Consider the following 23,174-nt stretch of genomic DNA (forward strand, 5'->3'; position numbering starts at 1 on the left):
AGATCACTGATGACTGAAAATACTCAACTGAATCAAAAACAGTACGGTCGCCCGGAAGACGAACGCATTATTCCGTTTATGAAGATTGCGATGCCTGCGGCATTGTTTTCAATCCTCTTAACCGTTGCGAGTATCTTCTTTATTGCCACCAAAGGCCTGAACCTCGGTTTAGACTTTACCGGTGGTGTGGCAGCCGAATTAAACTATACCAATCCGGTCAAACCTGAAGATGTCTCCAAGGCATTGAACCAGGCAGGCTTTAATGATGCTGTGGTTCAGACTTTAGGTTCTGAACGTGACCTGATGGTGCGTATGCCGGTTCAGGAAGATATCGAAGCTGAAGACCTGACCAAAGCTGTTACAGCCGCAGTTCAACTGCCAAATAATGCGGCAGAAGTACCGAAGGTTGATGTCGTCGGTGGACAGGTCGGTAATGAGCTCTATGTCCGTTCTGGCGGTGCTGTGGCACTTGCGCTCCTGCTGATGCTGGTCTATGTCACCATCCGCTTCGAGTTCAAACTGGCGATCGGCGCGGTCTTGTCGCTATTCCATGATATTGTCGTCACCCTCGGGATTTTTGCGATGATGCAGTGGCCATTTGACCTCACGGTACTGGCAGCATTACTGGCAATCATCGGTTTCTCACTGAACGATAATATCGTGGTCTCTGACCGTATCCGCGAGAACTTCCGTAAGATTCGTGGTGCAGAACCGGTCGAAATTATCAACATTGCCCTGACTGAGACCTTGCGTCGTACCATTCATACCTCTATGACCTTATTGCTGGTGGTGCTTGCCATGATGCTGATGGGTGGTGATGGTCTGAAATGGTTCTCGATCGCGATGTTTGTCGGTGTCTTTGTCGGGACCTATTCGTCGATCTATATCGGTACGGCCTTTGCCTTATGGCGTGGTCTAAACCGTCAGGACTTTATTGTTCAGGTGAAACCAGAATTTGAAGACGAAAACCAGATTCCATAATCTGTTCTATTTTCATGTTCATCGTTCAGCCCATCTTATGATGGGCTGAATCATTTCTGCTGTTTGAAGATACAGGGAATCGGAAGAATGGCAATCACTGGATGGATTTTCTCAATATCTTCTTTTTGGAAAATCACTTTTTTGCTTTCATCCAGGCTTTGGAATTCATAATGATCCCGAGCCTTGCTCACCAACTGCAAAATGAGCTGTAATCCATTGAGCAAATACACACAGAGCATAGCTGAATTGTCCAACTCAGCCTGTTGGTCACAGACCAGCCACCAACCCGGTTTTAAGCTGGGAAAATAATACGGCCCTGCTACCTGAATTGCATAATGCTGTGCTTGCAGATGAAAAATATCCTGATTGAATAAGAGCGTTGAATCCAAGGAGATAAGTGTGAATGCCTGCTGTTGCACTACCTGCATTTTCAGCAGTACACCTTGCGCTGGAACTGAAGATAATTCAACTTTTGGTTCAGCCGACTGATCTAAAATGAGCACATCTAGACCCAATTGTTGTTCCAGTTCCCTTGCTGCCTTCTCCCCGATCTGACGTTTGCTATTCAGTAATTGCGCAATATATGAGGCTGACAAACCGAAATGCTCACAGATCTCTTTGCCGGTTTTAAATTGCTGCGTCTCGATCAGCAGATCAATCACCTTGGCCAGATTATTTCGTCTACGTTCAAATATTTCGGTCGCGCTCATCTTGGTTTTCTGGTCTATTTTTTATGCATGTGATTCAAATACCTTACAATAAAAAAGCCCGCAATTAAATTGCAGGCTTTTTAAACTTACATAAGAGCAATTAAGTGCCCTGTACCAGACGGCGCGCGCTGATAATTCCCGGCTGCTGTTCTAGACGGGCCAATAGCTTGGAAAGTTGTGCCAAACCTTTGACTTCAATCAACAGCTTCATATTGGCAATACCATCCGCTTCCGAAATGGTATTCACCTGGCGGATATTGATCTGATCCGAGAAAATCACTTGCGTCAGATCTTTGAGCAAACCGCGTCGATCATAAGCTTCCACCACAATCTGTACGCTCTGACCGCGAGTCGGCTGCATTTCCCAATCGGCTTCTACCGCACGCTCAGGCTCTTGAGAAATCATACGCACATAGTCCGGACAAGCGACCTTATGAATGCTCACCCCCCGATTCAGAGTGATATAACCTGCAATTGACTCACCATGCACCGGTTGGCAACATTGCGCGACATGCAATTCCACGTTATCCAGACCGTCGATCAGAATCCCGTGCGCTGACAGCGTATGACTGGCACGCGGGTTCAGGGCAGGTTTTAGCACCAGTTCAGGTTCGTCCTGATCCAGATGCATATGGCGGTTCACCTGATTAATCAGAGCATGCAAGCTGATATCGCCATTGACCAGATTCACCAGAATGTCATCACCGGTTTTGACATTGAAGTGGTTGCAATAATCACTCAGATCAATCGATTTCGGATGAATTGCCAGACGTGACAATTCTTTGTTCAGTACTTCACGGCCGACTTCCAGGTTCTTGCTGCGATCCTGTTGACGGAACCAGTGACGCAACTTATCTCGCGCACGGGCAGTCTTGATATAACCCAGCGAATTAACCAGCCAGTCCCGGTTCGGTTCCCGGTCTTTTTTGGTCAGAATTTCAACCTGTTCACCAGTTTTCAGAGTGTAGGTCAGCGGCACATAGCGCTGATTCACCCGTGCGGCATAGCACTTGTTCCCAACCTCGGTATGTACATGATACGCAAAGTCGAGCACGGTCGAATCACGCGGCAGCTCTTTGATATCGCCATCACGGCTAAACACATAGATCTTTTCAAAGCCTTCAAAATCTTGAATATGCTCAAAATTCTCTATTTCATCTTCAGATTCTTTATGTGCACTGGTTTCATTGCGCTCTTGATAATGCTCAAGTACCGCACGTAAGGAATGCAGACGATGGTTAAAGGAGCGATCTGTCGTTTTTGCACCTTCTTTATAATTAAAGTGTGAACACACCCCCAGTTCAGCTTCGTCATGCATTGCATGGGTACGAATCTGCACTTCAAGTGATTTGTTCTCGGCAATCACCGCAGTATGTAAAGAACGATAGCCATTGGCTTTTGGATTGGTAATATAGTCATCAAACTGATGCGGAATATGGCGCCAGATCTGATGCACAATACCTAAAGTGTGATAACACTCCGGCACACTTTTCACCAGTACCCGTAAAGCACGAATATCATAGAGCTGGTCAAAGCTCAGGTTCTTGCTTTTCATTTTTCGATAAATCGAATAAATGTGTTTCACCCGGCCATTAATTTCAGCTTCGATGCCATGCTCGGCCAATTCATTGCGTAATTTATCAATCACAAACTGAATATACTGTTCACGCTCCAGACGCTTTTCATTCAGTAAGGAAGCAATTTCTTTATAACGTTCCGGCGCAAGATAACGGAAAGCCAGATCTTCCAGCTCCCATTTCAGCTGGGCAATACCTAAACGGTGTGCCAGTGGCGAGTAAATGGTCAGAATTTCTCGGGCCACCCGTTCCTGACGCTCACGCGAGGAATTGGCCAGTTCACGCAAGGCATAAGTACGTTCGGCCAGCTTGACCAGAACAACACGTACATCTTCAGTGACCGAGATTAGCATTTTGTAAATGCCAGACAGATGTTCACGCTGGTTATTATTGAAATGATCTTCCAGACGCTTATTTTTTTCGATCAGCTCAGACAGCTTACCCATGGCAAGCGTACCTTTGACCAGGTTATGCACCTGTTCGCCGAACTGTTCCAGTACTTCACTGAGTGGCATGACGCCTTCACGAACAGCACGATACAGCATGGCTGCGGACAAAGTATCTTCATCCACATGCAGATGTGCCAGAATATCCGCCATCTCAATACCGGTATAAAAGGTATTGGAGCGGTGCTGAACCGTACTTTGCAGCTCTCTTTCTAATGTTATGTGGGCGACTTCTTCGAGCTGCGTTAAAGGTGCGCCATCTAATATGCCACGAACCCGATCCAACCATTCAGTCAGATCCTGGTGTGCTTGTTCGGCATGTTCTACAGTCGTCTCCTGTGACAACTCATTGAGTCGTCCAGGGAGTTGCTCACGTACTGTGACCATACCCGTCTCCTACTTTTAAAAACATCATTTCTTTAATCGTTTATTTGATTTTCTTTTTCGAACAATGCGATTGATTCCACATGTCCAGTATGTGTAAACATATCCATCACGCCCGCCTGGGTGAGACGATAGCCCTGTTGTACCAGGAGTCCTGCATCTCTGGCGAGTGTCGCAGGATTGCATGACACATAAACGATTCTTTTAGCTCCAAACTGAGGGAGATAATGCATCACTTCTTCTGCCCCGGCACGTGGCGGGTCGATTAATAATGCATCAAAACCTTGATTTGCCCAAGTATGGTGCGAGAAATCTTTGGTTAAATCTTGTGAATAGAACGCTATTTGTGCAATACCATTGTTTTTGGCATTTTCCGCACCACGTCGAACCATTTCATCACTTCCTTCAACCGCAATCACCTGACCCGACGCACCAACACAGCGCGCCAGCGGCAAAGAAAAGTTTCCTAATCCACAAAACAGATCCAGAACCCGTTCACCTTGTTGTAGCTGAAGCAAATCACATGCCAATCGTACCATTTGCGGATTGATGCTTGAATTTACCTGGGTAAAGTCCAGAGGATTAAAGCCGAATTTCACATCAAAGTCATCAAGACCATAGTGTAAGCGTGCAGATGCTTCTGGATCATCTATCCGCGAAAGTGTTTCTTTGCCGGCAGGCTGCAGATACAGTTGCCAACCTTTCTGTAACGTAAATTCGCGCAATTGGTTGACATCACCGGCAGATAATTTTGCAGTTTCACGCACTAGCAGCGCAATCTCCTGATCCCCCATGGCCAATTCTATATGACCGATGTCAGCCTTACCATTGAGACCTTGCAGCAATTGTTTAAGACGTGTAACCGAGCCAAACTCGCGATCCAAGATCATACAGCGATCAATCGACGTGAGTTTGTTGGACTGATTTTCACGAAAACCCACCACCAGCTGATCCTTAGAAGGTAGATAACGCACCCCAATCCGGGCTTTACGGCGATAATCTTCACGTTGTGAACGTAAAGGCGGTAGCCATTGATCAGGCTGGATTCCAGCAAAATGCTGAAGATGCGATTTCAGCACATTCTGTTTCAGTTCAATCTGCGCATCCGCAGCAATATGCTGCATATTACAGCCACCACAGATCCCAAAATGCGGACACACCGGCTTCACGCGAATCTCGGAAGCGTCGCTCAACAATTCAAGACTGTCGGCTTCTTCAAGTTTTTTGACTTCGCGGGTAATGCGGGCACGCACGGTTTCACCCGGCAAGGCATAACGGATAAAGACTTTCTTGCCATGTTTATGCTGCGGATGATCCGGATGTGAACCATAATGAGCGATGCCACGTCCCTCATGCGATAGTGACTCAACCTGAAAAATGTACTCGGGTTGCTGGATAGGACGTGCTTGTGCTCGATGTTTCATGAAAACCTAGGGTATGGAGATGGGAAAATCAAATTGGGTAAATTCAGTTCGTTGCGAAGTCTCACGCCAAACTGATAAAAAGTCCGCATGCTGCGGTTGAGTCTGCAAATATTGAATCGTGCTTTGCAGCAGATGCTGATAATCCGGCAGTAACAGCTGGCCTTTTAACAGCAACCAGCGGATATACACCAGCCAGGTATTCAGGACATCACCTTCACAATAAGACGTCAGTTCGGTCCATTGCTGATTGCGGACATATTCCGGAACCCGATAGGCTCCGTCACCGCGCTTGCCTGGATAACCCAGCAAATGTGCAACATCATCCAGCTTCTGGAAATGACGGGCATGAAACATGGCCATCACATCCATCAGGTCAACATGACGATGATGGTAACGATTCTGGTAGTTATTATAACGCTTTTGCGTATCAATTTCGCCCTGATCGAACAGACTCGGTGCAGAGAGTCCATGATACATGGCGCGGTATAAAATTACTGGTAAATCAAACTGTGAGCCATTCCAACTCACTAGAGTCGGATGTCGCTTGTCAAAAATGGACAAGAATTTTTTCAAAATTTCTGCTTCAGAATGCTGTTCTCGACTAAAGGAAAACAGCTTCATACCCTGTTCATCCATCCATAAACCGGAAATACAGACAATTTCATGCAGCGGTAAACGCTGAAAATCAGAGCCTGAATCCTGACGGCGTAATTTGGTCAGGGCCTGATCCAGATCTGCTTCGGGCAGGTCCAGACCAAACAGATGCGCGCCTGATTTGAGATCGGTTTGGGTTTCAATATCGAAAGTTAAAACAGGCAGGCGCATAAAACAGTGCTCAAATAATTATTCAGGATCTTGTACAGAGAATAACCCTGTAGACAAGTAACGGTCACCACGGTCACAGATAATACACACAATCACTGCATCCGGATGTTCTTCCGCCAGTTTAATCGAGGCCCACACTGCCCCACCAGAAGAGGTTCCGGCACTAATGCCTTCTTTCTGTGCCAGCTTACGCATGGTTTTTTCAGCTTCGATTTGTGGAATATCAATAATGCGATCGACTCGGCTGCGGTCGAAAATGGTTGGCAGATATTCTTCTGGCCAGCGACGGATTCCGGCAATGCTTGAACCATCAGATGGCTGTAAACCGACGATCTGAATATCAGGATTCATTTCTTTCAGGTATTTCGACACACCCATGATGGTGCCGGTGGTACCCATAGAACTGACAAAATGGGTAATTTTGCCACCGGTTTGCTGCCAGATTTCTGGACCCGTGGTCAGGTAATGCGCTTCGACATTGTCCGGATTTCCGAACTGATTCAGCACCAGACCCACACCATCATTCTGCATTTGAGCAGCAAGATCACGTGCACCTTCCATGCCCTGCTCTTTGGTTACTTCAATTAGCTCGGCACCATACGCAAGCATCGCGTCCTTACGTTCCTGACTCATATTGTTCGGCATGATCAGCTTCATTTTATAGCCACGCATTGCTGCGACCATCGCCAATGCAATCCCCGTATTTCCGCTCGTTGCCTCAATCAGGGTGTCACCCGGTTTGATCTGCCCACGCTTCTCGGCCTGCATGATCATATTATAGGCCGGACGGTCTTTGACCGAACCTGCTGGGTTATTGCCTTCGAGTTTCGCGAGTACTGTAGCTTGAGTGTGACTTGCCAGACGCTGTAAACGCACCAGCGGCGTTTTGCCTACATAATGGTCTAACAAAAATTCATCTGCTTGAAAATCAGGGATGGTATTACTCATTATTTGCACCTATATCGAGGTGCGGCTATTGTATGAAAAAATGCTTTTCCCTGCACCCATTTAGCAAGGCTTTTTCAGAAAACTCACTAAAACTCACACACTATCAAGCCATAAACTACATTTCCCGATAATTTAGCCAGGTGAAGCAGCTCGCTAATGAAGATGAAAATACTATTTCAGTCTGGCACTTTTACAGATTGAAATTTCGTGCGTCTTAGTCTTGCTGTACCTGAGCAAAATTAACTGAAATCTCTTGTATTTTTAACTGCTAATCCGAAGCTTTATAAAAATAGTGCTTAAATTTTAACTGTCGATTTAAAGCATGCTAATATGCCAGGCATAAAGAAAATACTGCTTAAATCATGTCAACGATCAACAAAAAGCTGTTTAAACGCCTACACTTAAATCATGCCTATGGACAGCTGATTGCGCTGATTTTTGTGCCGATTACCATTTTGGCCTGTGTCGGTGCCATGCTGGTGTTGACTGAGACCTCGAATGCCGCACGTGCCCAGCAGAAGCAGATGGCCATTGCGATTCTCACCCGTTTTCAAGGCACCTCAGAATATGCACTGGATATCTTGAATCTGTATCCATGGCAATATGACCAGGCTCACAACGCCATGCAGAACATGCTGAATGAAAAGCATCTGGTTCGGGCAGCAGTTCTGGATGAAAATGGCAAGAACCGTTTGGGCATTGGTTTTCAGGAACAGGCGCCTTGGCCAGAATTTGAGAAAAGCGGCAATTTTGTTGGTCCGATTCTGCATCAAGATAATCATATCTATGCCATTAAAGTGAATGAAAACACTTTTTCTACCGGCTGGCTGGCGATCGAACTGGATAACCAGCCGCTAGCAATTGCCCGTTACCGGGTACTGATCGTACTGATTGCGACCGGATTACTGACCTTATTATTGTTATTACTTTGCTTGAATTTCTACTCACGGCGCTGGATCGCCCCAATGTATGAGATTCGCATGCAATTGCAACGCCTGAATGCCGATACCCTCGGCCAGCATATGGTGATTAACAGCACCGGCGAGCTGCGTTTATTGCAACGTGATATCGCCAATGTGGTGAAACGTTTGCATTTCAGCTTTCTGGAACTGCGTGAACATACCGAACAGACCGAAGACGATTTACGCCGCACCCTCGACACTTTAGAAGTCCAGAATATTACCTATCGTCAGGCACGCGACCAGGCGATCTCGGCCAACCAGGCCAAGTCGGTGTTTCTGGCCAATATTTCCCATGAATTGCGCACCCCGCTGAACAGTATTGATGGTTTTATTCATCTGTTGTTACGTCAGGGCAATCTCAGCAACGAGCAGAGCCTGTATTTGCAGACCATTCGTAAGTCTTCGGCGCATTTGCTGGCACTGATCAATGATGTTCTGGATTTTTCCAAAATTGATGCCGGCAAACTGGAACTGGAAACGGCACCTTTTGATCTGGAAGAAGCGATTTTTGATGTGATGGACATGTTGTCACCTCTGGCAGCACAAAAACATATTGATATGGCCTTCTATTATGCAGATGGTGTGCCAAAACACATTATTGGTGATGCGCTACGATTTAAACAGATTCTGACCAACCTGATTTCCAATGCGATCAAATTCACTCCGGATGGAGAAATCATTGTCCGGGCACGCATGGAACATGATGGAATGGATCAGTGTGTGCTGCATTTTAGTGTACAGGATAGCGGCATTGGCCTGAGTGGTACCGACCGTAAAAAGCTGTTTGAGTCCTTCTCGCAGGGTGATACCTCGGTGACCCGTCAGTTTGGCGGTACCGGTCTTGGTCTGGCAATTTCCAAACAGCTGGTGAACCTGATGCATGGCCAGATTGGTTTTGAAGACAACCAGGAACGTGCCCCGACCGAAAAAGGCTCGACTTTCTGGTTTACTGCCCAGTTCCTGGTCGATGAAGATACCGTGATTGAGCATCCTGATTTTAGCGAATTGACCGTGGTGTCTTATCTTGCACACCCGGCAACCGCGAATGTGTTGCGTCATTATCTGGAAAATTATCAGGTTAAACATATTGAATGTGCATCGATTCTGGATCTGTTTAGCCGTCTGAATCATTTACAGAATAGCGAAAATACCTGGCTGATCGTCGATCATAGTGGTGACAGTGAAGTCTTGTTACGCGAAATCCGTTCACGTTATCAGGGTCATCTGGCTGTCTATGGTTATCAGATGCAACTGGATCCAGGCATGCTCAATGACCATCGTGCCCGTGCCCTGCATCAGCCACTCAGCCGCAGCGCGCTGATTCAGTTACTCGGCAATCAGCCGGTCTTCGATCAGGAACAGCATGAAGAATTCAATGGTCAAGGCCTGCATATTCTGGCCGTGGATGATCATTTGCCCAACCTGATTGTTCTGGAAGCCTTGCTGGGCGAACTCAATGTCACCACGACCAAAGCCCTCAGCGGACAGGAAGCGATCGATATTATTCAGCGCCGTTATGAACAGGAACAACCGGCGTTTGATCTGGTGTTTATGGACATTCAGATGCCGGTGATGTCGGGGATCGATACCACCCGTGCCATTCGCTCGCTGGAATCGACCTTTGAAAATCATAGTCGCCTGCCAATTATCGCCCTGACGGCGCATGCACTTTCTGATGAAAAACATAAACTGCTGCAAAACGGCATGGATGATTATGTCACCAAGCCGATTCAGATCGAGCAGATTATCCAAATTTTGACGCACTGGACCACCGAGCATTTTAAACGGATTCCGGTACTGGAACGTGCCAATGTGATTGATGCTCTGGATCCGAATATTCTGGACTGGCAGCAAAGCCTGCAACTGGCAGCCAATAAGGAGGATCTGGCGGTAGACCTGTTACGCATGCTGGTAGACAGCTTTGCAGATGAACTCGATGAAATGCAGCAACTGATTGAACTGGAAGATTTCCCCCAACTGGAACATGTACTGCATCGTCTATATGGCGCGACCCGTTATGTCGGTGCACCGACTCTGCAGAAAGTCACTGGTGGCTTTGAACAGTTCGTTTCGACCCTGCGCAAAGAACGTCGTAAAGCCGATGAAAGCTTTGTCCAGGACGTGCTGAAATATTTTGATGAACTCAAAGCCGTGGTTGAACAGGTTGAACAGGCTGCCCAGCAAATTTTGAAGCAACATTTAAATTAAAGCTTTGAAGCTGCTCAGTCCTTAACTTACTCAAGTGTGACTGGGCTGTCATGCAAGCCCAAAGGCTGCATGCTATGCTCAAGCCAGGAAAAATAAGGAAGAATGCCATGTCACTCGTGCGCTTGGAAAAAAATAACGGCATTGCCACTGTCACACTGAATCGTCCGGATAAACGCAATGCCATGAGCTTTGCCCTGCTGCGCGAACTGGTCGCGACTGCACAAAAAATCAAAAAAGATAAAAGCATCCGTTGTGTGATTTTAACGGGTGAAGCTCAAGTCTTTAGTGCCGGTATTGATCTGGCCGATTTAAATAATCCTAAAAATCGTGCTTATGCTGCCTGGGAGCTGATTCGTCCGGGTCAAAGCCTGTTTCAAAAAGCATTTCTGGTCTGGCAAGAATTGCCCGTTCCGGTGATTGCCGCGATGGAAGGCTTCTGTTTTGGTGCCGGGATGCAGCTTGCCCTGGCCGCAGACATACGCATTGCCCATCCTGAGACTAAAATGTCAATTATGGAAACCCGTTGGGGACTGGTGCCAGACATGGGACTCAGCCGCTCACTGAAAGGCCTGATTGGTATTGATCTGGCAAAAGAGCTGACTTTGACTGCCCGGATTTTTGAGGGCGAATATGCCAAAGAAATCGGTCTGATCACCCATGTCGATGAACAGCCATTGGCGAGAGCACAAGCCTTGGCTGAAGAAATGCTGCAACGTTCTCCAGATGCGCTGATGGCCTCTAAATTTGTACTGGATGCCATGCAGCATCGTCCGAATAAATCCCTGCGTATGGAAAAAATCTGGCAATTGAAATTGCTGCTGGGTAAAAACAGTCAATTGGCCCGTAAAAAGGATAAGAACCCAGAAGTCAAGTTCGTGCCACGCCAATACAAATAAACCAAGTCTGAATTAAGGAAAGGAATAAAACAAAGTATGCTGTTGAATCGCGATACTAAAATTGCCTTTTTAGGGATGGGATTAATGGGCACTCGCATGGCTATGCGTCTGCTTCAGGCAGGTTTTCAGGTGGCGGTCTGGAACCGCACACCAGCAGCCTGTGAGCCCTTGCTGGATCTAGGGGCAACTGCGCTATCTTTAGACCAGATTGCCGACTATCCGGTGATTCTTACCTGCCTGGCAGATGATCATGCAGTGCAATCGATCTTTGCTCAGATCGAACCGTATTTGGTTGCGGAGCAAGTGATTGTGGATTTTTCCAGTCTTTCGGTACAACAAACTCAAACACTTGCCGCGCAAGCACAGGCCAAGAAAGTGACCTGGATTGATTCTCCGGTTTCAGGCGGTACAGTTGGAGCCGAACAAGGCAGTCTGGTGATTTTTGCCGGTGGTGATGCCGCGACGATTGAAAATCTTAATCCGATCTATGCAGTACTTTCACAGCGCGTGACCCGTATGGGTGATACGGGTACCGGTCAGGCGACCAAAATCTGTAACCAGCTGATTGTGGCTGCCAATAGCACCTTGATCGCAGAAGCGGTCGCCTTGGCTGGACTTGCCGGGGTAGATACACGCTTACTGGCACCAGCGCTAGCGGGTGGTTTTGCCGACTCCAAGCCTTTTCAGATTCTGGCACCGCGTATGGCCACGCAAACTTTTGAACCGGTGCAATGGAAAGTACAGACCTTATCCAAGGATCTGAATAATGCCGTGCAACTGGCCCACAGCTTTGATCTGGATGTTCCAGTCGCGACTCAGGCATTATCACAGTTACAGGCCCATCAGGCTCAAGGCTTTGCCGAAGCAGATCTAGCTACTGTAATCCAGCAACTAAAACATTCATAACGCTTGATTGATGCAGCCCTGAATATTGAAGAGATATACATGATTAAACTTGCCGTCAACCTGTCGATGATTTTTACCGAAGTGCCGCTGATTGAACGCTTCGCGCTGGCTCGTGCACAGGGCTTTAATCATGTGGAAATCCAGTTTCCCTATGAACTTACGATTGGCCAGATTCAAAACCAGCTCAGCACGCATCAGCTGAACTTGTGCCTGATTAATGTGCCAGCAGGCGATTTGATGCAGGGCGGTCATGGTCTGGCCGGCATTCCAGGACAGGAAATTGAGTTTCGTCATGCTGTTGAGCAGGCCATCCAGTATGCCACGGCGTTGAATGTACCCCGGGTGAACATTCTGGCAGGAAAACAACCCCTTGACTGTGATCTTTTACCCTGCCTGAATACGCTGGCGAGTAACCTGAAAATGGCCTGTTCAATGCTGCTTGAACATCAAATTGAACCGGTCTTTGAAATGATCAATGGCACCGATATGCCACGTTTTTTGATTCAAAATGTTGCTCAAGCACAGGAAATGCTGGAAGCGGTACTTCATCCGGCCTTAAAAATGCAGTACGACTGTTACCACATGGCAATGATGGGCGAAGATGTACTGGAAACTTTGCAAGAAAATATTGCCTCGATTGGTCATATCCAGTTTGCGGATTGTCCGGGACGGCATCAACCCAATACGGGCTCAATTCAATATCATGATATATTTCAGTGGTTAAAACATAGTCAATATCAAGGTTATGTTTCTGCCGAGTATAAACCCAGCGGACATTCCAATGATTCCTTTGACTGGAAAGCTGAGTTCTTTCCGGAGCATGACTGAGTGGACTGCGGCTTCATTTGAAATTCAGGACTAAAACCGCTATATTAGACCATGCATAATTGTTAGGAAATTACACTCCCCATGAATTTAGAACCATCGCCCAGCGCTTCTAATTCTCACGATCTTACTATGAATTCAAATTCTCAAGCTGTACAGGACTGCTTAAAAGTCGTACATGCTGCACTTGAAGATGTAAAAGCAAAAGAAATTGTTGAGCTTGATGTCAGCGGTATCAGTAATGTGGCTGATGCTATGGTCATTGCAAGCGGTACATCGACACGTCACATCAAATCATTGGCCAATAACGTTGCTGAAGAAGCACGTAAAGCTGGCTTCCGCCCTCTTGGTATTGAAGGCGAACGTGATGCTGAATGGATCCTCATCGACCTTGGTTATGTGGTGGTTCATTGTATGCTTCCAACAGCGCGTAAATTCTATGACCTAGAAAGCTTATGGCGCAATCCTACAGATACTGACTCTGTAGCGTAAAAACCGAATATTCAAAAAAGCGACCTGTGTAGGTCGCTTTTTTATTGCCTGTTCATCTAACTTTAAAAGCATTAATACAACTCAATCTGTTCGCTATTTTTTAATTTCCATCTTGTCTTATGCACCGATTTGATTGGTATTTTAGGATCAATTCATCATCAACATAGACGTTCGATGATCACTCAATCATCCTTTTCCCAAGATATAAAATAAAAAATCCCCCTTTATTAAAAGGAGGACTTAGGAGGATTCTAATGATTTAGATGATTAGTGACCCGTACCATTAATGGCTTTAGTCATATCTTCCACCACTTTCTTGGCATCACCAAAGATCATCATGGTCTTGTCATTATAGAACAAGTCATTGTCGAGACCCGCATAACCGGTTGCCATAGAACGCTTGATCACCATAATCGTACGTGCCTTATGGGCTTCCAGAATTGGCATACCATAAATTGGCGATGTTGGATCATCTTTCGCCGCAGGGTTCACAACGTCGTTCGCACCAATCACTAGCACCACATCTGTTGCCGGGAAGTCCGAGTTGATCTCATCCATTTCCAGGATGTCTTCATACGGTACGTCCGCTTCAGCAAGTAGTACGTTCATATGACCTGGCATACGACCTGCTACAGGGTGAATCGCAAAACGAACCGTTACGCCCTGCTCTTTTAGCAAGTTAGCCAATTCTTTTACCGCATTTTGTGCACGGCCTTGCGCCATACCATAACCCGGTACAATCACCACGCTGTCTGCATTTGACATCAGGAAGCCTGCATCATCTGCCGAGCCAGAACGGTGATTACGTTGGACCTGTTCACCTGCTCCTGCTGTCGGCGCAGCTGCACCGCCCATCGCACCGCCAAACAAAACGTTGATGATTGAGCGGTTCATCGCTTTACACATGATGTAAGACAGAATAGCACCTGAAGAACCCACCAGTGAGCCTGCAACGATCAACATGTTGTTTTCTAAGGTAAAACCAATACCAGCTGCTGCCCAACCCGAGAATGAGTTGAGTAGCGATACCACCACTGGCATATCACCACCACCGACTGGTGCAATCCATACCCAGCCGAATGCCAGCGCAAGGCCTGTCATCGCCCAGAACGAGGTCATATTGCCAGTCAGGAAGAAGTGAACACCAAAACCTAACATAGCAATAAAGATGATCGCCTGAACCGGTTTCACCCATGCACCTGAAATGGTTTTTGCCCATTTCTTTGCAGCCAGTTTACCGTAAGCAAAGACTGATGCTGTAAAGGTAATCGCACCCACGAAACAGCCCACAAACAGTTCAAATAAATGAACACGGCTCATTTCATGGAAATTGACACCATTGGCAGCCAACAGGTCTGGACCTAGTTCAATCAATTTGTTGTTGTGAATAATGGCAGCGACAGCAATCAGGACCGCAGCCAGACCCACCAATGAGTGCATTAGCGCCACAGTTTCAGGCATCTGCGTCATTGGAACTGTACGTGCACGGGCAATACCCACGATTGCACCCAGCACCATTGCGCCAATGATCATCCAGACCACTGGATTCTCAGCTACAAAGAAGGTGGTCATGACCGCAATGGCCATCGCGATCATTCCGTAACGGTTACCGGCAATCGCAGTTTTAGGACCTGATAAACCACGTAGCGTCAGGATAAAAAGAACGGCACCAATCAGGTAGAACCAATCCGCATATTCTCGAATCATTTCCATGGATTAACCCTCTTTTTTCTTTTGCTTAGGTTTAAACATTTCCAGCATACGTGCAGTCACGGCAAAGCCACCGAAAATATTAATACTGGCCAGGAATACTGCAATCGCGCCAAGTACGCTCACCACGTTAATGGTCTGGAAATCCACGCTACCTTCAACGCCGATCACCGGCAGGCCAACGGTCTGAATCATCGCACCGACAATAATGATCGATGACAAGGCATTAGTGACCGCCATCAACGGCGTATGCAATGCTGGCGTTACACCCCACACCACGTAGTAACCTACGAAAATGGCAAGGACAAAAATCGTAATTGTTTCAACCATGAGTCTTCTCCTTAACCACGTTTCAGCAGCACTTGGCCGCCATGAGTGACAAGTAGGGCTTTTTGAATTTCTTCTTCTTGATTCAGGACAAAATTCTTGTCTGCATCAAATAATGTTTCCACGAAGTTAAATACGTTACGAGCGTATAAAGCAGAGGCTTCAGTTGATACAGTCGACGGAATATTTGGAATGCCGAGAATTTTAACGCCGTTGTCGGTATAGACTGTTTCACCACATTTTGAACCTTCGACGTTACCGCCAGATTCTACTGCCATGTCCAGAATTACTGAACCGGGTTTCATTTTCGCAACTGTTTCAGCACGGATTAAACGCGGTGCATCACGGCCCGGTAAAAGAGCGGTAGTAATCACGATGTCAGCATTTGATACCGCTTTATCAACAATTGCCGCCTGATCGCGAATGTATTCTTCACCCGGCATCCAGCCATAACCATTTTTGGCAGCATCAGCCGCTTTTTGCTGCTCTTCAGCAGACATCGGCACGTCTAGCCATTTACCGCCCAGAGATTCAACCTGATCTTTGGCAGTTGGACGCAAGTCTGTGGCTTCAACGATGGCACCTAAACGTTTTGCAGTGGCAATCGCTTGCAGACCCGCTACGCCGACACCCATGATCACCACACGAGCCGGTTTAACCGTACCCGCAGCAGTCATCAGCATCGGGAACATGCGCTGGTATTCAGCCGCAGCCAAAAGCACCGACTTGTAACCTGCAAGGTTGGCTTGAGAAGACAAGACATCCATGTTCTGCGCACGAGACAAGGTTCGTGGCAAAAGTTCCAATGCAAATGCAGACACGTTTTGTGCCGCGAATTGGTCAAGCTCAGTATTACGGTAAGGATCAAACATTGCCACGATAGTGGTATTCGGGTTGAGTTTTTGAATTTCATCACCTTTCGGTGCACGAACTTTTAAAATCAACTGACTGCCAGTATAGGCATCATCCGTAATTTTGGCACCAACTTGTTCATAGGCACTATCGATATAGGCAGCTTTAACCCCTGCACCACGTTCGATAATCACGCTATGTCCTGCGCTGATCAATTTCTTTACTGTCTCTGGCGTCGCAGCGACGCGATTTTCACCGACAACAGTTTCGGCTGGAATTCCGATCTGCATGAGCGTTCCTCAAGCTAATTTTTCTTAAGTAAACATCGCCTAAACGATGCTTCCCCTCAGGATGTGTTCTTGTTGAATTTTTGGATTCTAATCAAACTGTTTGAAATTACCACCTACTATTTATTTAATAAATACCTATATTTTGAACTGATGATTCATAAAAATGATGCTGCAATAGCACATTTATTTAATTCTCTAGCTATTCATATTCGATGCTTTTATAAACGATATTCATTCCACTGAATGAAATATCCAGATTTTTGCTGGTGTAAATAAGCGCGAATTTCTGATTTATTTTGTTACATTGATGATTCTGACAATGATTGCTGTATTTCCTGATTTAGAAGCAGACTTTCAATTTCTCTAGTCCCTATAGATAGCGGCACTTTAGCTGCGTCGTTTTTTTAGTTTTGACTTTTTTGACAGATTTAGTACTCAAGCAAGAGCACTGTTTTTAGATGTTAAAATCGTATTTTATGAAATGATAGAATTTGTTTTGAACAGATCTTCATCAGACATAATTGATACATCTGACAAAAAAATAATCGCCAAAATTTTATAAGACCCAAGTCTCAAACAGTCAGATAAAGGGTAGAAAAAAACCTTGCGTACTATTTATTATATTAATGTACTGAACTTGATTCAAAATGGGAAATCCCATTTTTGCACCAAATTTGCGCAAAAAAATAGAGTAAATATTCCACTTTTTTGACCTCAGTGATCCTTTTTTATTGTTTCTACCTCGAGCTGCGCTTTAATGAAGCAACCCCATCATCAAAAGATAAAAAATTCTGCAAACATTCACTCATATTTTTTATTTAAAATTGCACTTCTTTCTTTAAGCTGCCTGAGTTCTGACAATTTTCAATACTGGCAATATTTCTCTACTTTTAAAGCGGGAACTTCTGGCCTATAGTGCCCTCAATTTAAACATTATTCTCACTTCTCATTTAAATTCTTCCGGTCTGAATACAAGGTTAGCCCTATGCACACGCCTCTCGATATTAGTCAAAATAAGCCCTTATTATGGCTGATGGCGATTGCATGCGGTTTATGTGCTGGTGCGAACTATTATTGCCAACCACTGATTTCATCGATTCAGCAGTATTATCAGGTACCTGAATCACAAGTGGCACTTACTGTCACTTTTGCTCAAATCTCTTATGCCCTGGGCCTGCTGTTTATTGTGCCTTTAGGGGACATGCTGAATAAAACCAAACTGATCCCTTTCCTCATGTTGGGTGCAGCAGCAGGTTTATTTATTTCTGCCAGTGCGGTAAATCTGCCAATGCTCTGGGTCGGCACTATCATTGCCGGACTGTTTTCCGTAGCTGCACAGATTCTGATTCCCTTGGCCACCATGGCGGTCAAACCGGAAAAAACCGGAGAAGTGGTGGGCTTCCTGATGAGCGGATTACTGGTTGGCATTCTGCTCTCGACCAGTATTGCTGGATTACTTTCCGACCTGTTTCACTGGAAAATGATTTATATCGTCAGTGGCATAAGTATGCTGGCCTTAAGTTTTTATTTGAGAGGAAAACTACCGAGCCTGCCACGTCTGAGAATCAGCTATACAGCGATTTTTAAATCTATGGGGATATTACTCAAGCAGGAACCACGACTGGTTTTGCGTTCACTTACAGGTGCGTGTGCTTTTGCTGCCATGAGTATGTTGTTCTCCACCATCGCTCTGCTGTTGACACAGGAACCTTTTCAGCTTTCTGATGTCATGGTCGGACTGGTCACGCTGGTCGGTGTATTTGGTGCACTTTCTACGCAGTTCATTGGTAAATGGGCCGATCGTGGCCATATCAAAATACTGAGCTGGATCGGCTGTTCTATCCTGATGGGGAGCTGGCTGTTTTTATACTTTGGTGCGGTATCCTTGCTCAGTTATATTCTCGGTTATGGACTGATAAATCTCGGGCTCGCAATTACGCACAGCTGTAACCAGAACGTGATTTTCCGCCTGCGCCCGGATGCCAAATCACGGGTCAATTCACTGTATATGACCTTGTATTTTATTGGTGGTGCATGTGGTTCAGCCTTAGGGGTTTATGCCTGGCATCACGGTGGCTGGAGCATGACCTGTCTGGCAGGACTCGGGCTAGCTCTGTGTGCCACCCTATTCGCCCTGCTGGATCAATGGCATCAGGCTAAGACAACCGCATAAGTATTTTACCTCTATTTAGCTGACTTGCGCCGCCGGATAATAAGGCTTATTCAGATCAAGAGTTTGTGAATTTTCCAATAAAATACAGATAAAAACCGGCAATAAGGCTGCCAGAATCCGGCAGCTTTCCTCTAATGATTTATAATTCAGCGAGCTGTGATACGTGGCGCCACCCTGCATTATCTGATGGTGCAAGGTAGATAAACGCTGAAATATTCCAGCTAAAATTTCAACAGAATTTCGTTCTTTTAAAGCATTCTCTATATTCTGTTTCTGTGTTTCCAAGTCAACCTGACAGCTTTCCAGGCTAATTTTCTGATGACGATAATCCCAAAAGCTTTGTTCCACATAGGGATTGGCCAAGAGTGAGCAGATCGGCTGGCTGTATTTTTCCCAAAGAATATGATTAATTTTCTGATCCAGATCCTTTTGGCAGAGTGTTTCCAGAAACTGCTGCAGCTTGCTTTGATCTTGAACTAGATCACTCTCATCTGCATAAATCGCCTGAAAGCTGATCCACAGGCTGATAAACTTAAAATCCAGATCCTGATCCAGATCTAGCGATTTTTTAAACCAGCCTAAGCCCCGATGAATTCTTAAATTAAAATGTGCCGAATTTTGTGCTTTATGGCTTTTATAAATTTCCTCCAATAACAACATGATTATTCTCCTTATTTCTAAAATTTTTATCTTCATCTTTCTCCTATCAAAATATACCATTCCAACCTGACTGGGAATTCCAATTTTATTTCTTGTTTCATTCCCTGGATTTACCGGGCTAGCTCAAGTTCGCCGGGTGGTTTTTCTGATTTTATGGTAGTATTACGCCCTCTTTTTGCGACGTCAGCCGATCCAGTTTAAGCCAAAAACCAATAGCTGAGTGATCGCATGAATTGCTTCTTCTTTCTTCCATTTCGTTAAGGCGTGATTTTGAATGACTGATCTGACCACCATTGAAAATAAACTTCAACCACGAATCAGTGTTGCGCCAATGATGGATTGGACAAACAAATAAATATTATTCTTTAAAAACAATGATTTATTGTTAATATAAATTTTAATGGCGTAAATTTGGTGTAAAAAACAATTGGTAAGCCAAATGCTTACCAATTGTTCAATCGAATTATTAGTTAAGCACACGTCCAAGCATTCGACAAAGTCTCCGCCTGCTTCATCACCAACTCAATCGCTTCAGCTGCTTTATCAGGTGGATACTTCCAACGCTGCAAAGTACGACGTACTAATATTTTCAGCTGAGCACGCACACTATCCCGAACCTGCCAATCGACCGTCGTTGATTTCCGTAGCTTCTCTGTAATCTCTCGTGCGATCTGTTTCAGCGTATCGTCTCCAAGCTCTCTGACCGCACTTTCATTGTTTGCCAAAGCATCATAGAAAGCGATTTCATCTGGATTTAACCCAAGTGAAGCTTCACGCTGCATCTCTGCCTGAAATTCTTTTGCCATTTGAATGAGTTCTTCAATGACCTGAGAAGTTTCAATCGCTCGGTTATTGTATTTCCTCAAGGTTTCCTGCAAACGGTCAGAGAAGCGTTTTTCCTGTACCACATTGTTTCGTGTCTTTGCCTTAATGCCATCATTGAGTAACTTTTCCAACAGTTCAACTGCCAAGTTACGGTATGGCATCTGCCGTACATCATCCAAAAATTCATCTGAAAGCAAGCCAATGTTTGGTTTATCTAAACCACACATTGCAAAAACATCTGTTACCCCATCTGCAATGACAGCATTATCCAGAATCTGTTTTAGTGTACTGTCCTTTTCAGCTTGCGACAGTTTACGATCTACAGAGGTATGCTTGCTAATGACCGCTTTAATGGCTGAGTAAAAGGCAATTTCTTTGTGCAGGTTCTTCGCTTCATCCAAGGTGCTGCATAAAGAGAAGGCTTTATTGATTGCCAGGACTAAATCAAGAAAACGCTTTTTACCATCCTTTAAGCTCAGCACATAGTTAGCTGCGGGGATAATCAGTCGGTGTGCCTGAGTTTCATAAGCACTTAAATCCATGCCAACCTGTTCATTGGTTTTGGCAAACATTCCCCGTATCGCATCCATCTTTTCAGCAAGAACCGCATAAGCTTCTTCTGCACGTAATGTAGGTTCCCCTTTCCCTTTGGCATCGGTATAGGTTTTTAAGGCTTGCTTCAATTCATTAGCAATGCCGATATAGTCGACAACTAGACCACCCTGCTTATCTTTAAATACCCGGTTCACGCGTGCAATTGCCTGCATGAGGTTATGGCCTTTCATTGGCTTATCGATATACATGGTGTGCGTGCATGGTGCATCAAAACCTGTAAGCCACATATCACGCACGATCACTAACTGCAAAGGATCTTTGACATCCTTAAAGCGTTTCTCAAGACGTTTTTTGACTTGCTTGTTATAAATGTGTGGCTGTAACAATGGTTTATCTGAAGCTGAACCTGTCATCACAATTTTGATTTTGCCTTTTTCAGGATCAGGGTCATGCCAATCTGGGCGCAAAGCAACAATTTCATTGTAAAGATGGACACAGATCTCCCGGCTCATTGTGACAATCATACCTTTGCCTGCTGTGGTTTCGGTACGTGCTTCAAAATGTGCGACTAAATCCGCAGCAATCTGTTTCAGCCGTGGTGTGGCACCCACCAGTTTTTCTAGTCGGCTCCACTCACTCTTGGTCTTTTCCCGGTTACCAACATCTTCTTCATCTTCTACAATTTCATCGACTTGATCAGATAGCTCTTCAATTTCAGCCTGATTAATATCTAGCTTTGCCAAACGTGATTCGTAGTAGATTGGAACAGTCGCACCATCATCAACGGCATCTTGAATATCATAGATAGAAACATAATCACCAAAGACAGCTCGAGTATCTTTATCCTCACTTGAGATCGGAGTTCCAGTAAAGCCAATAAATGCTGCATTTTTTAAGGCATCACGCATGTGCTTGGCATAGCCAAACTTGTATGTTCCATCATTACTTAGTTTTGCTTTCAGACCATATTGGCTACGGTGTGCTTCATCTGACATCACAACAATATTGTGGCGTCCATTCAATAATGGATGCTCACTCTCACCATCGAGTAATGCGAATTTTTGTACTGTGGTAAAGATGATGCCACCAGACTCACGCTCAGCTAAAAACTTTCTCAGCTCATCACGGTTATTGGCTTGTACTGGCGTTTGTTTTAATAAATCTTGAGCATTGCTAAAGGTTTCAAACAGCTGTCCATCCAAGTCATTACGGTCAGTTACGATTAACAAGGTTGGGTTGTGCATAGCTGGCTGTTGTAAAAGTTTGCCTGCGTAGCAACACATGGAAATGCTTTTTCCCGAGCCTTGTGTATGCCACACAACGCCTGCTTTTTTGTCCCCAGTTGGATTAGCCGCTGCAATGGTCGCTTGTACCGCTTCTCTAACCGCATGAAACTGATGATAGCCTGCAATTTTCTTAATGGTCTTTTCGCCATCTGTTTCAAATAACACAAAGAATCTGATGTAATCTAAAAACAATTCTCGGTCAAAGAAGCCCCTAATAACTGTTTCTAGCTCCCATTCTAAAGCAGGTTTATCATCTTCATTCTTAATTGTACGCCACGGCAAAAAACGTTCCTGATTCGCTGTCAGTGAGCCTACACGTGCTGTTACGCCATCACTGACGACCAAGGCTTCATTAAAAATAAACAGATCTGAGATTTCTTCTTTGTACGTCTGCAACTGGTTAAAAGCATCCCAAATATCCGCATTTTCATCAGTTGGGCTTTTTAACTCCAAAACAGCAAACGGAATACCATTAATAAAACAGATGATGTCAGGGCGCCGAGGTTGTTTAGTACCTAGAATAGTAAATTGATTAATAGCAATAAATCGGTTTTGATGCACATGGTTGAAGTCCACCAAAAAAGCATGGTCGTGTACCCAATCATCTTGCTTCTTATACGTGACAGGTACACCCTCCAACAACATACGATGGAAGGCACGGTTATTGGTGACGAGATCTAAACTTTCAGGTTGATTCAGTTTTTGTAAGACTTGTTCAAAGCAGTTTATTGGAAGATGTGGATTTAATAGCTCAAATGCAGCATGTAAGTCTGATTCAATTAAGACTTGTTTATAGTCTTTGCGTAAAGATGTACTGCTGTCAGGCGCAATATCAATACCATGAACGATCTCCCAGCCATTTTCAGAGAACCAATCAAGGCATAGATTTTCGAGTTGTGTTTCGTTCATGGA

17 protein-coding genes are annotated in these 23,174 nt (G+C 45.2%); 7 read left to right on the plus strand and 10 right to left on the minus strand.

Translation table 11 applies throughout. The annotated features are described in order from the left end of the window. The first annotated feature begins 6 nt into the window (after nucleotides 1-6). On the plus strand, nucleotides 7-981 hold the full coding sequence (secF, locus tag F894_RS12600; protein ID WP_171065043.1) for a protein translocase subunit SecF: 975 nt from the start codon (nucleotides 7-9) through the stop codon (nucleotides 979-981). 50 nt (nucleotides 982-1,031) lie between these two features. Here the strand turns inward: secF and F894_RS12605 are convergent, their stop codons facing one another. The 5 genes from F894_RS12605 to cysM all read right to left on the minus strand — a co-directional run bounded on the left by F894_RS12605 (nucleotide 1,032) and on the right by cysM (nucleotide 7,295). Next, complete coding sequence (locus tag F894_RS12605) at nucleotides 1,032-1,691, minus strand: hypothetical protein (RefSeq protein WP_005248052.1); 660 nt, start codon at nucleotides 1,689-1,691, stop codon at nucleotides 1,032-1,034. Between the two features lie 100 nt (nucleotides 1,692-1,791). Next, nucleotides 1,792-4,101, minus strand: a complete 2,310-nt coding sequence (locus F894_RS12610; protein WP_005248054.1) for a RelA/SpoT family protein — start codon at nucleotides 4,099-4,101, stop codon at nucleotides 1,792-1,794. Between the two features lie 32 nt (nucleotides 4,102-4,133). Then, a complete protein-coding gene (gene rlmD, locus F894_RS12615) occupies nucleotides 4,134-5,522 on the minus strand; it encodes a 23S rRNA (uracil(1939)-C(5))-methyltransferase RlmD (RefSeq protein ID WP_005248063.1) in 1,389 nt (462 codons plus the stop codon). A gap of 6 nt (nucleotides 5,523-5,528) precedes the next feature. After that, entirely contained in the window at nucleotides 5,529-6,347 is an 819-nt protein-coding gene (locus F894_RS12620) for a 3'-5' exonuclease (protein WP_005248065.1), read from the minus strand. An 18-nt stretch (nucleotides 6,348-6,365) separates the two neighbouring features. Then, nucleotides 6,366-7,295 carry a cysteine synthase CysM gene (cysM, locus tag F894_RS12625; RefSeq protein ID WP_005248067.1) on the minus strand — a complete coding sequence of 310 codons (930 nt, stop codon included), beginning with the start codon at nucleotides 7,293-7,295 and terminating at the stop codon, nucleotides 6,366-6,368. A gap of 362 nt (nucleotides 7,296-7,657) precedes the next feature. On the opposite strand from cysM, the gene F894_RS12630 reads away from it, so the two are divergent. The 5 genes from F894_RS12630 (at nucleotide 7,658) to rsfS (ending at nucleotide 13,584) form a co-directional block, all read left to right on the plus strand. Continuing rightward, complete coding sequence (locus F894_RS12630) at nucleotides 7,658-10,465, plus strand: GacS-like sensor histidine kinase (RefSeq protein ID WP_005248069.1); 2,808 nt, start codon at nucleotides 7,658-7,660, stop codon at nucleotides 10,463-10,465. Nucleotides 10,466-10,572: 107 nt separating this feature from the next. Then, nucleotides 10,573-11,361, plus strand: coding sequence for a crotonase/enoyl-CoA hydratase family protein (locus F894_RS12635; RefSeq protein ID WP_005101813.1), 789 nt, complete (start codon nucleotides 10,573-10,575; stop codon nucleotides 11,359-11,361). A 36-nt stretch (nucleotides 11,362-11,397) separates the two neighbouring features. Next, a complete protein-coding gene (locus F894_RS12640; protein ID WP_005248070.1) occupies nucleotides 11,398-12,267 on the plus strand; it encodes an NAD(P)-dependent oxidoreductase in 870 nt (289 codons plus the stop codon). A 39-nt stretch (nucleotides 12,268-12,306) separates the two neighbouring features. After that, a complete protein-coding gene (locus F894_RS12645) occupies nucleotides 12,307-13,095 on the plus strand; it encodes a hydroxypyruvate isomerase family protein (protein WP_005248071.1) in 789 nt (262 codons plus the stop codon). A gap of 81 nt (nucleotides 13,096-13,176) precedes the next feature. Beyond that, nucleotides 13,177-13,584 carry a ribosome silencing factor gene (rsfS, locus tag F894_RS12650; protein ID WP_004645144.1) on the plus strand — a complete coding sequence of 136 codons (408 nt, stop codon included), beginning with the start codon at nucleotides 13,177-13,179 and terminating at the stop codon, nucleotides 13,582-13,584. 267 nt (nucleotides 13,585-13,851) lie between these two features. On the opposite strand, the gene F894_RS12655 is transcribed toward rsfS, so the two are convergent. The 3 genes from F894_RS12655 to F894_RS12665 are packed head-to-tail and all read right to left on the minus strand — an operon-like array spanning nucleotide 13,852 to nucleotide 16,763. After that, entirely contained in the window at nucleotides 13,852-15,297 is a 1,446-nt protein-coding gene (locus F894_RS12655; RefSeq protein ID WP_005248072.1) for an NAD(P)(+) transhydrogenase (Re/Si-specific) subunit beta, read from the minus strand. A 3-nt stretch (nucleotides 15,298-15,300) separates the two neighbouring features. After that, nucleotides 15,301-15,624, minus strand: a complete 324-nt coding sequence (locus F894_RS12660) for a proton-translocating transhydrogenase family protein (RefSeq protein WP_004281642.1) — start codon at nucleotides 15,622-15,624, stop codon at nucleotides 15,301-15,303. Nucleotides 15,625-15,635: 11 nt separating this feature from the next. Beyond that, the gene (locus F894_RS12665; protein WP_005248073.1) at nucleotides 15,636-16,763 is read right to left on the minus strand and encodes a Re/Si-specific NAD(P)(+) transhydrogenase subunit alpha; all 1,128 of its coding nucleotides are present in this window, start codon (nucleotides 16,761-16,763) and stop codon (nucleotides 15,636-15,638) included. A gap of 985 nt (nucleotides 16,764-17,748) precedes the next feature. Between F894_RS12665 and F894_RS12670 the strand changes: the two genes are divergently transcribed. Next, nucleotides 17,749-18,936 (plus strand): MFS transporter, encoded by a 1,188-nt coding sequence (locus F894_RS12670; protein ID WP_005248074.1) that lies wholly within the window; start codon nucleotides 17,749-17,751, stop codon nucleotides 18,934-18,936. Between the two features lie 15 nt (nucleotides 18,937-18,951). Here F894_RS12670 and F894_RS12675 read toward each other — a convergent pair whose 3' ends face one another. Together F894_RS12675 and F894_RS12680 are read right to left on the minus strand one after the other, a co-directional pair. Beyond that, nucleotides 18,952-19,596 (minus strand): hypothetical protein, encoded by a 645-nt coding sequence (locus F894_RS12675; protein ID WP_005248075.1) that lies wholly within the window; start codon nucleotides 19,594-19,596, stop codon nucleotides 18,952-18,954. Nucleotides 19,597-20,066: 470 nt separating this feature from the next. After that, nucleotides 20,067-23,171, minus strand: a complete 3,105-nt coding sequence (locus F894_RS12680) for a type I restriction endonuclease subunit R (RefSeq protein ID WP_005248076.1) — start codon at nucleotides 23,169-23,171, stop codon at nucleotides 20,067-20,069. Nucleotides 23,172-23,174: the final 3 nt, after the last annotated feature.

The sequence above is a fragment of the Acinetobacter sp. CIP 51.11 genome (assembly GCF_000369665.1).
Lineage (GTDB): Bacteria > Pseudomonadota > Gammaproteobacteria > Pseudomonadales > Moraxellaceae > Acinetobacter > Acinetobacter lwoffii_S.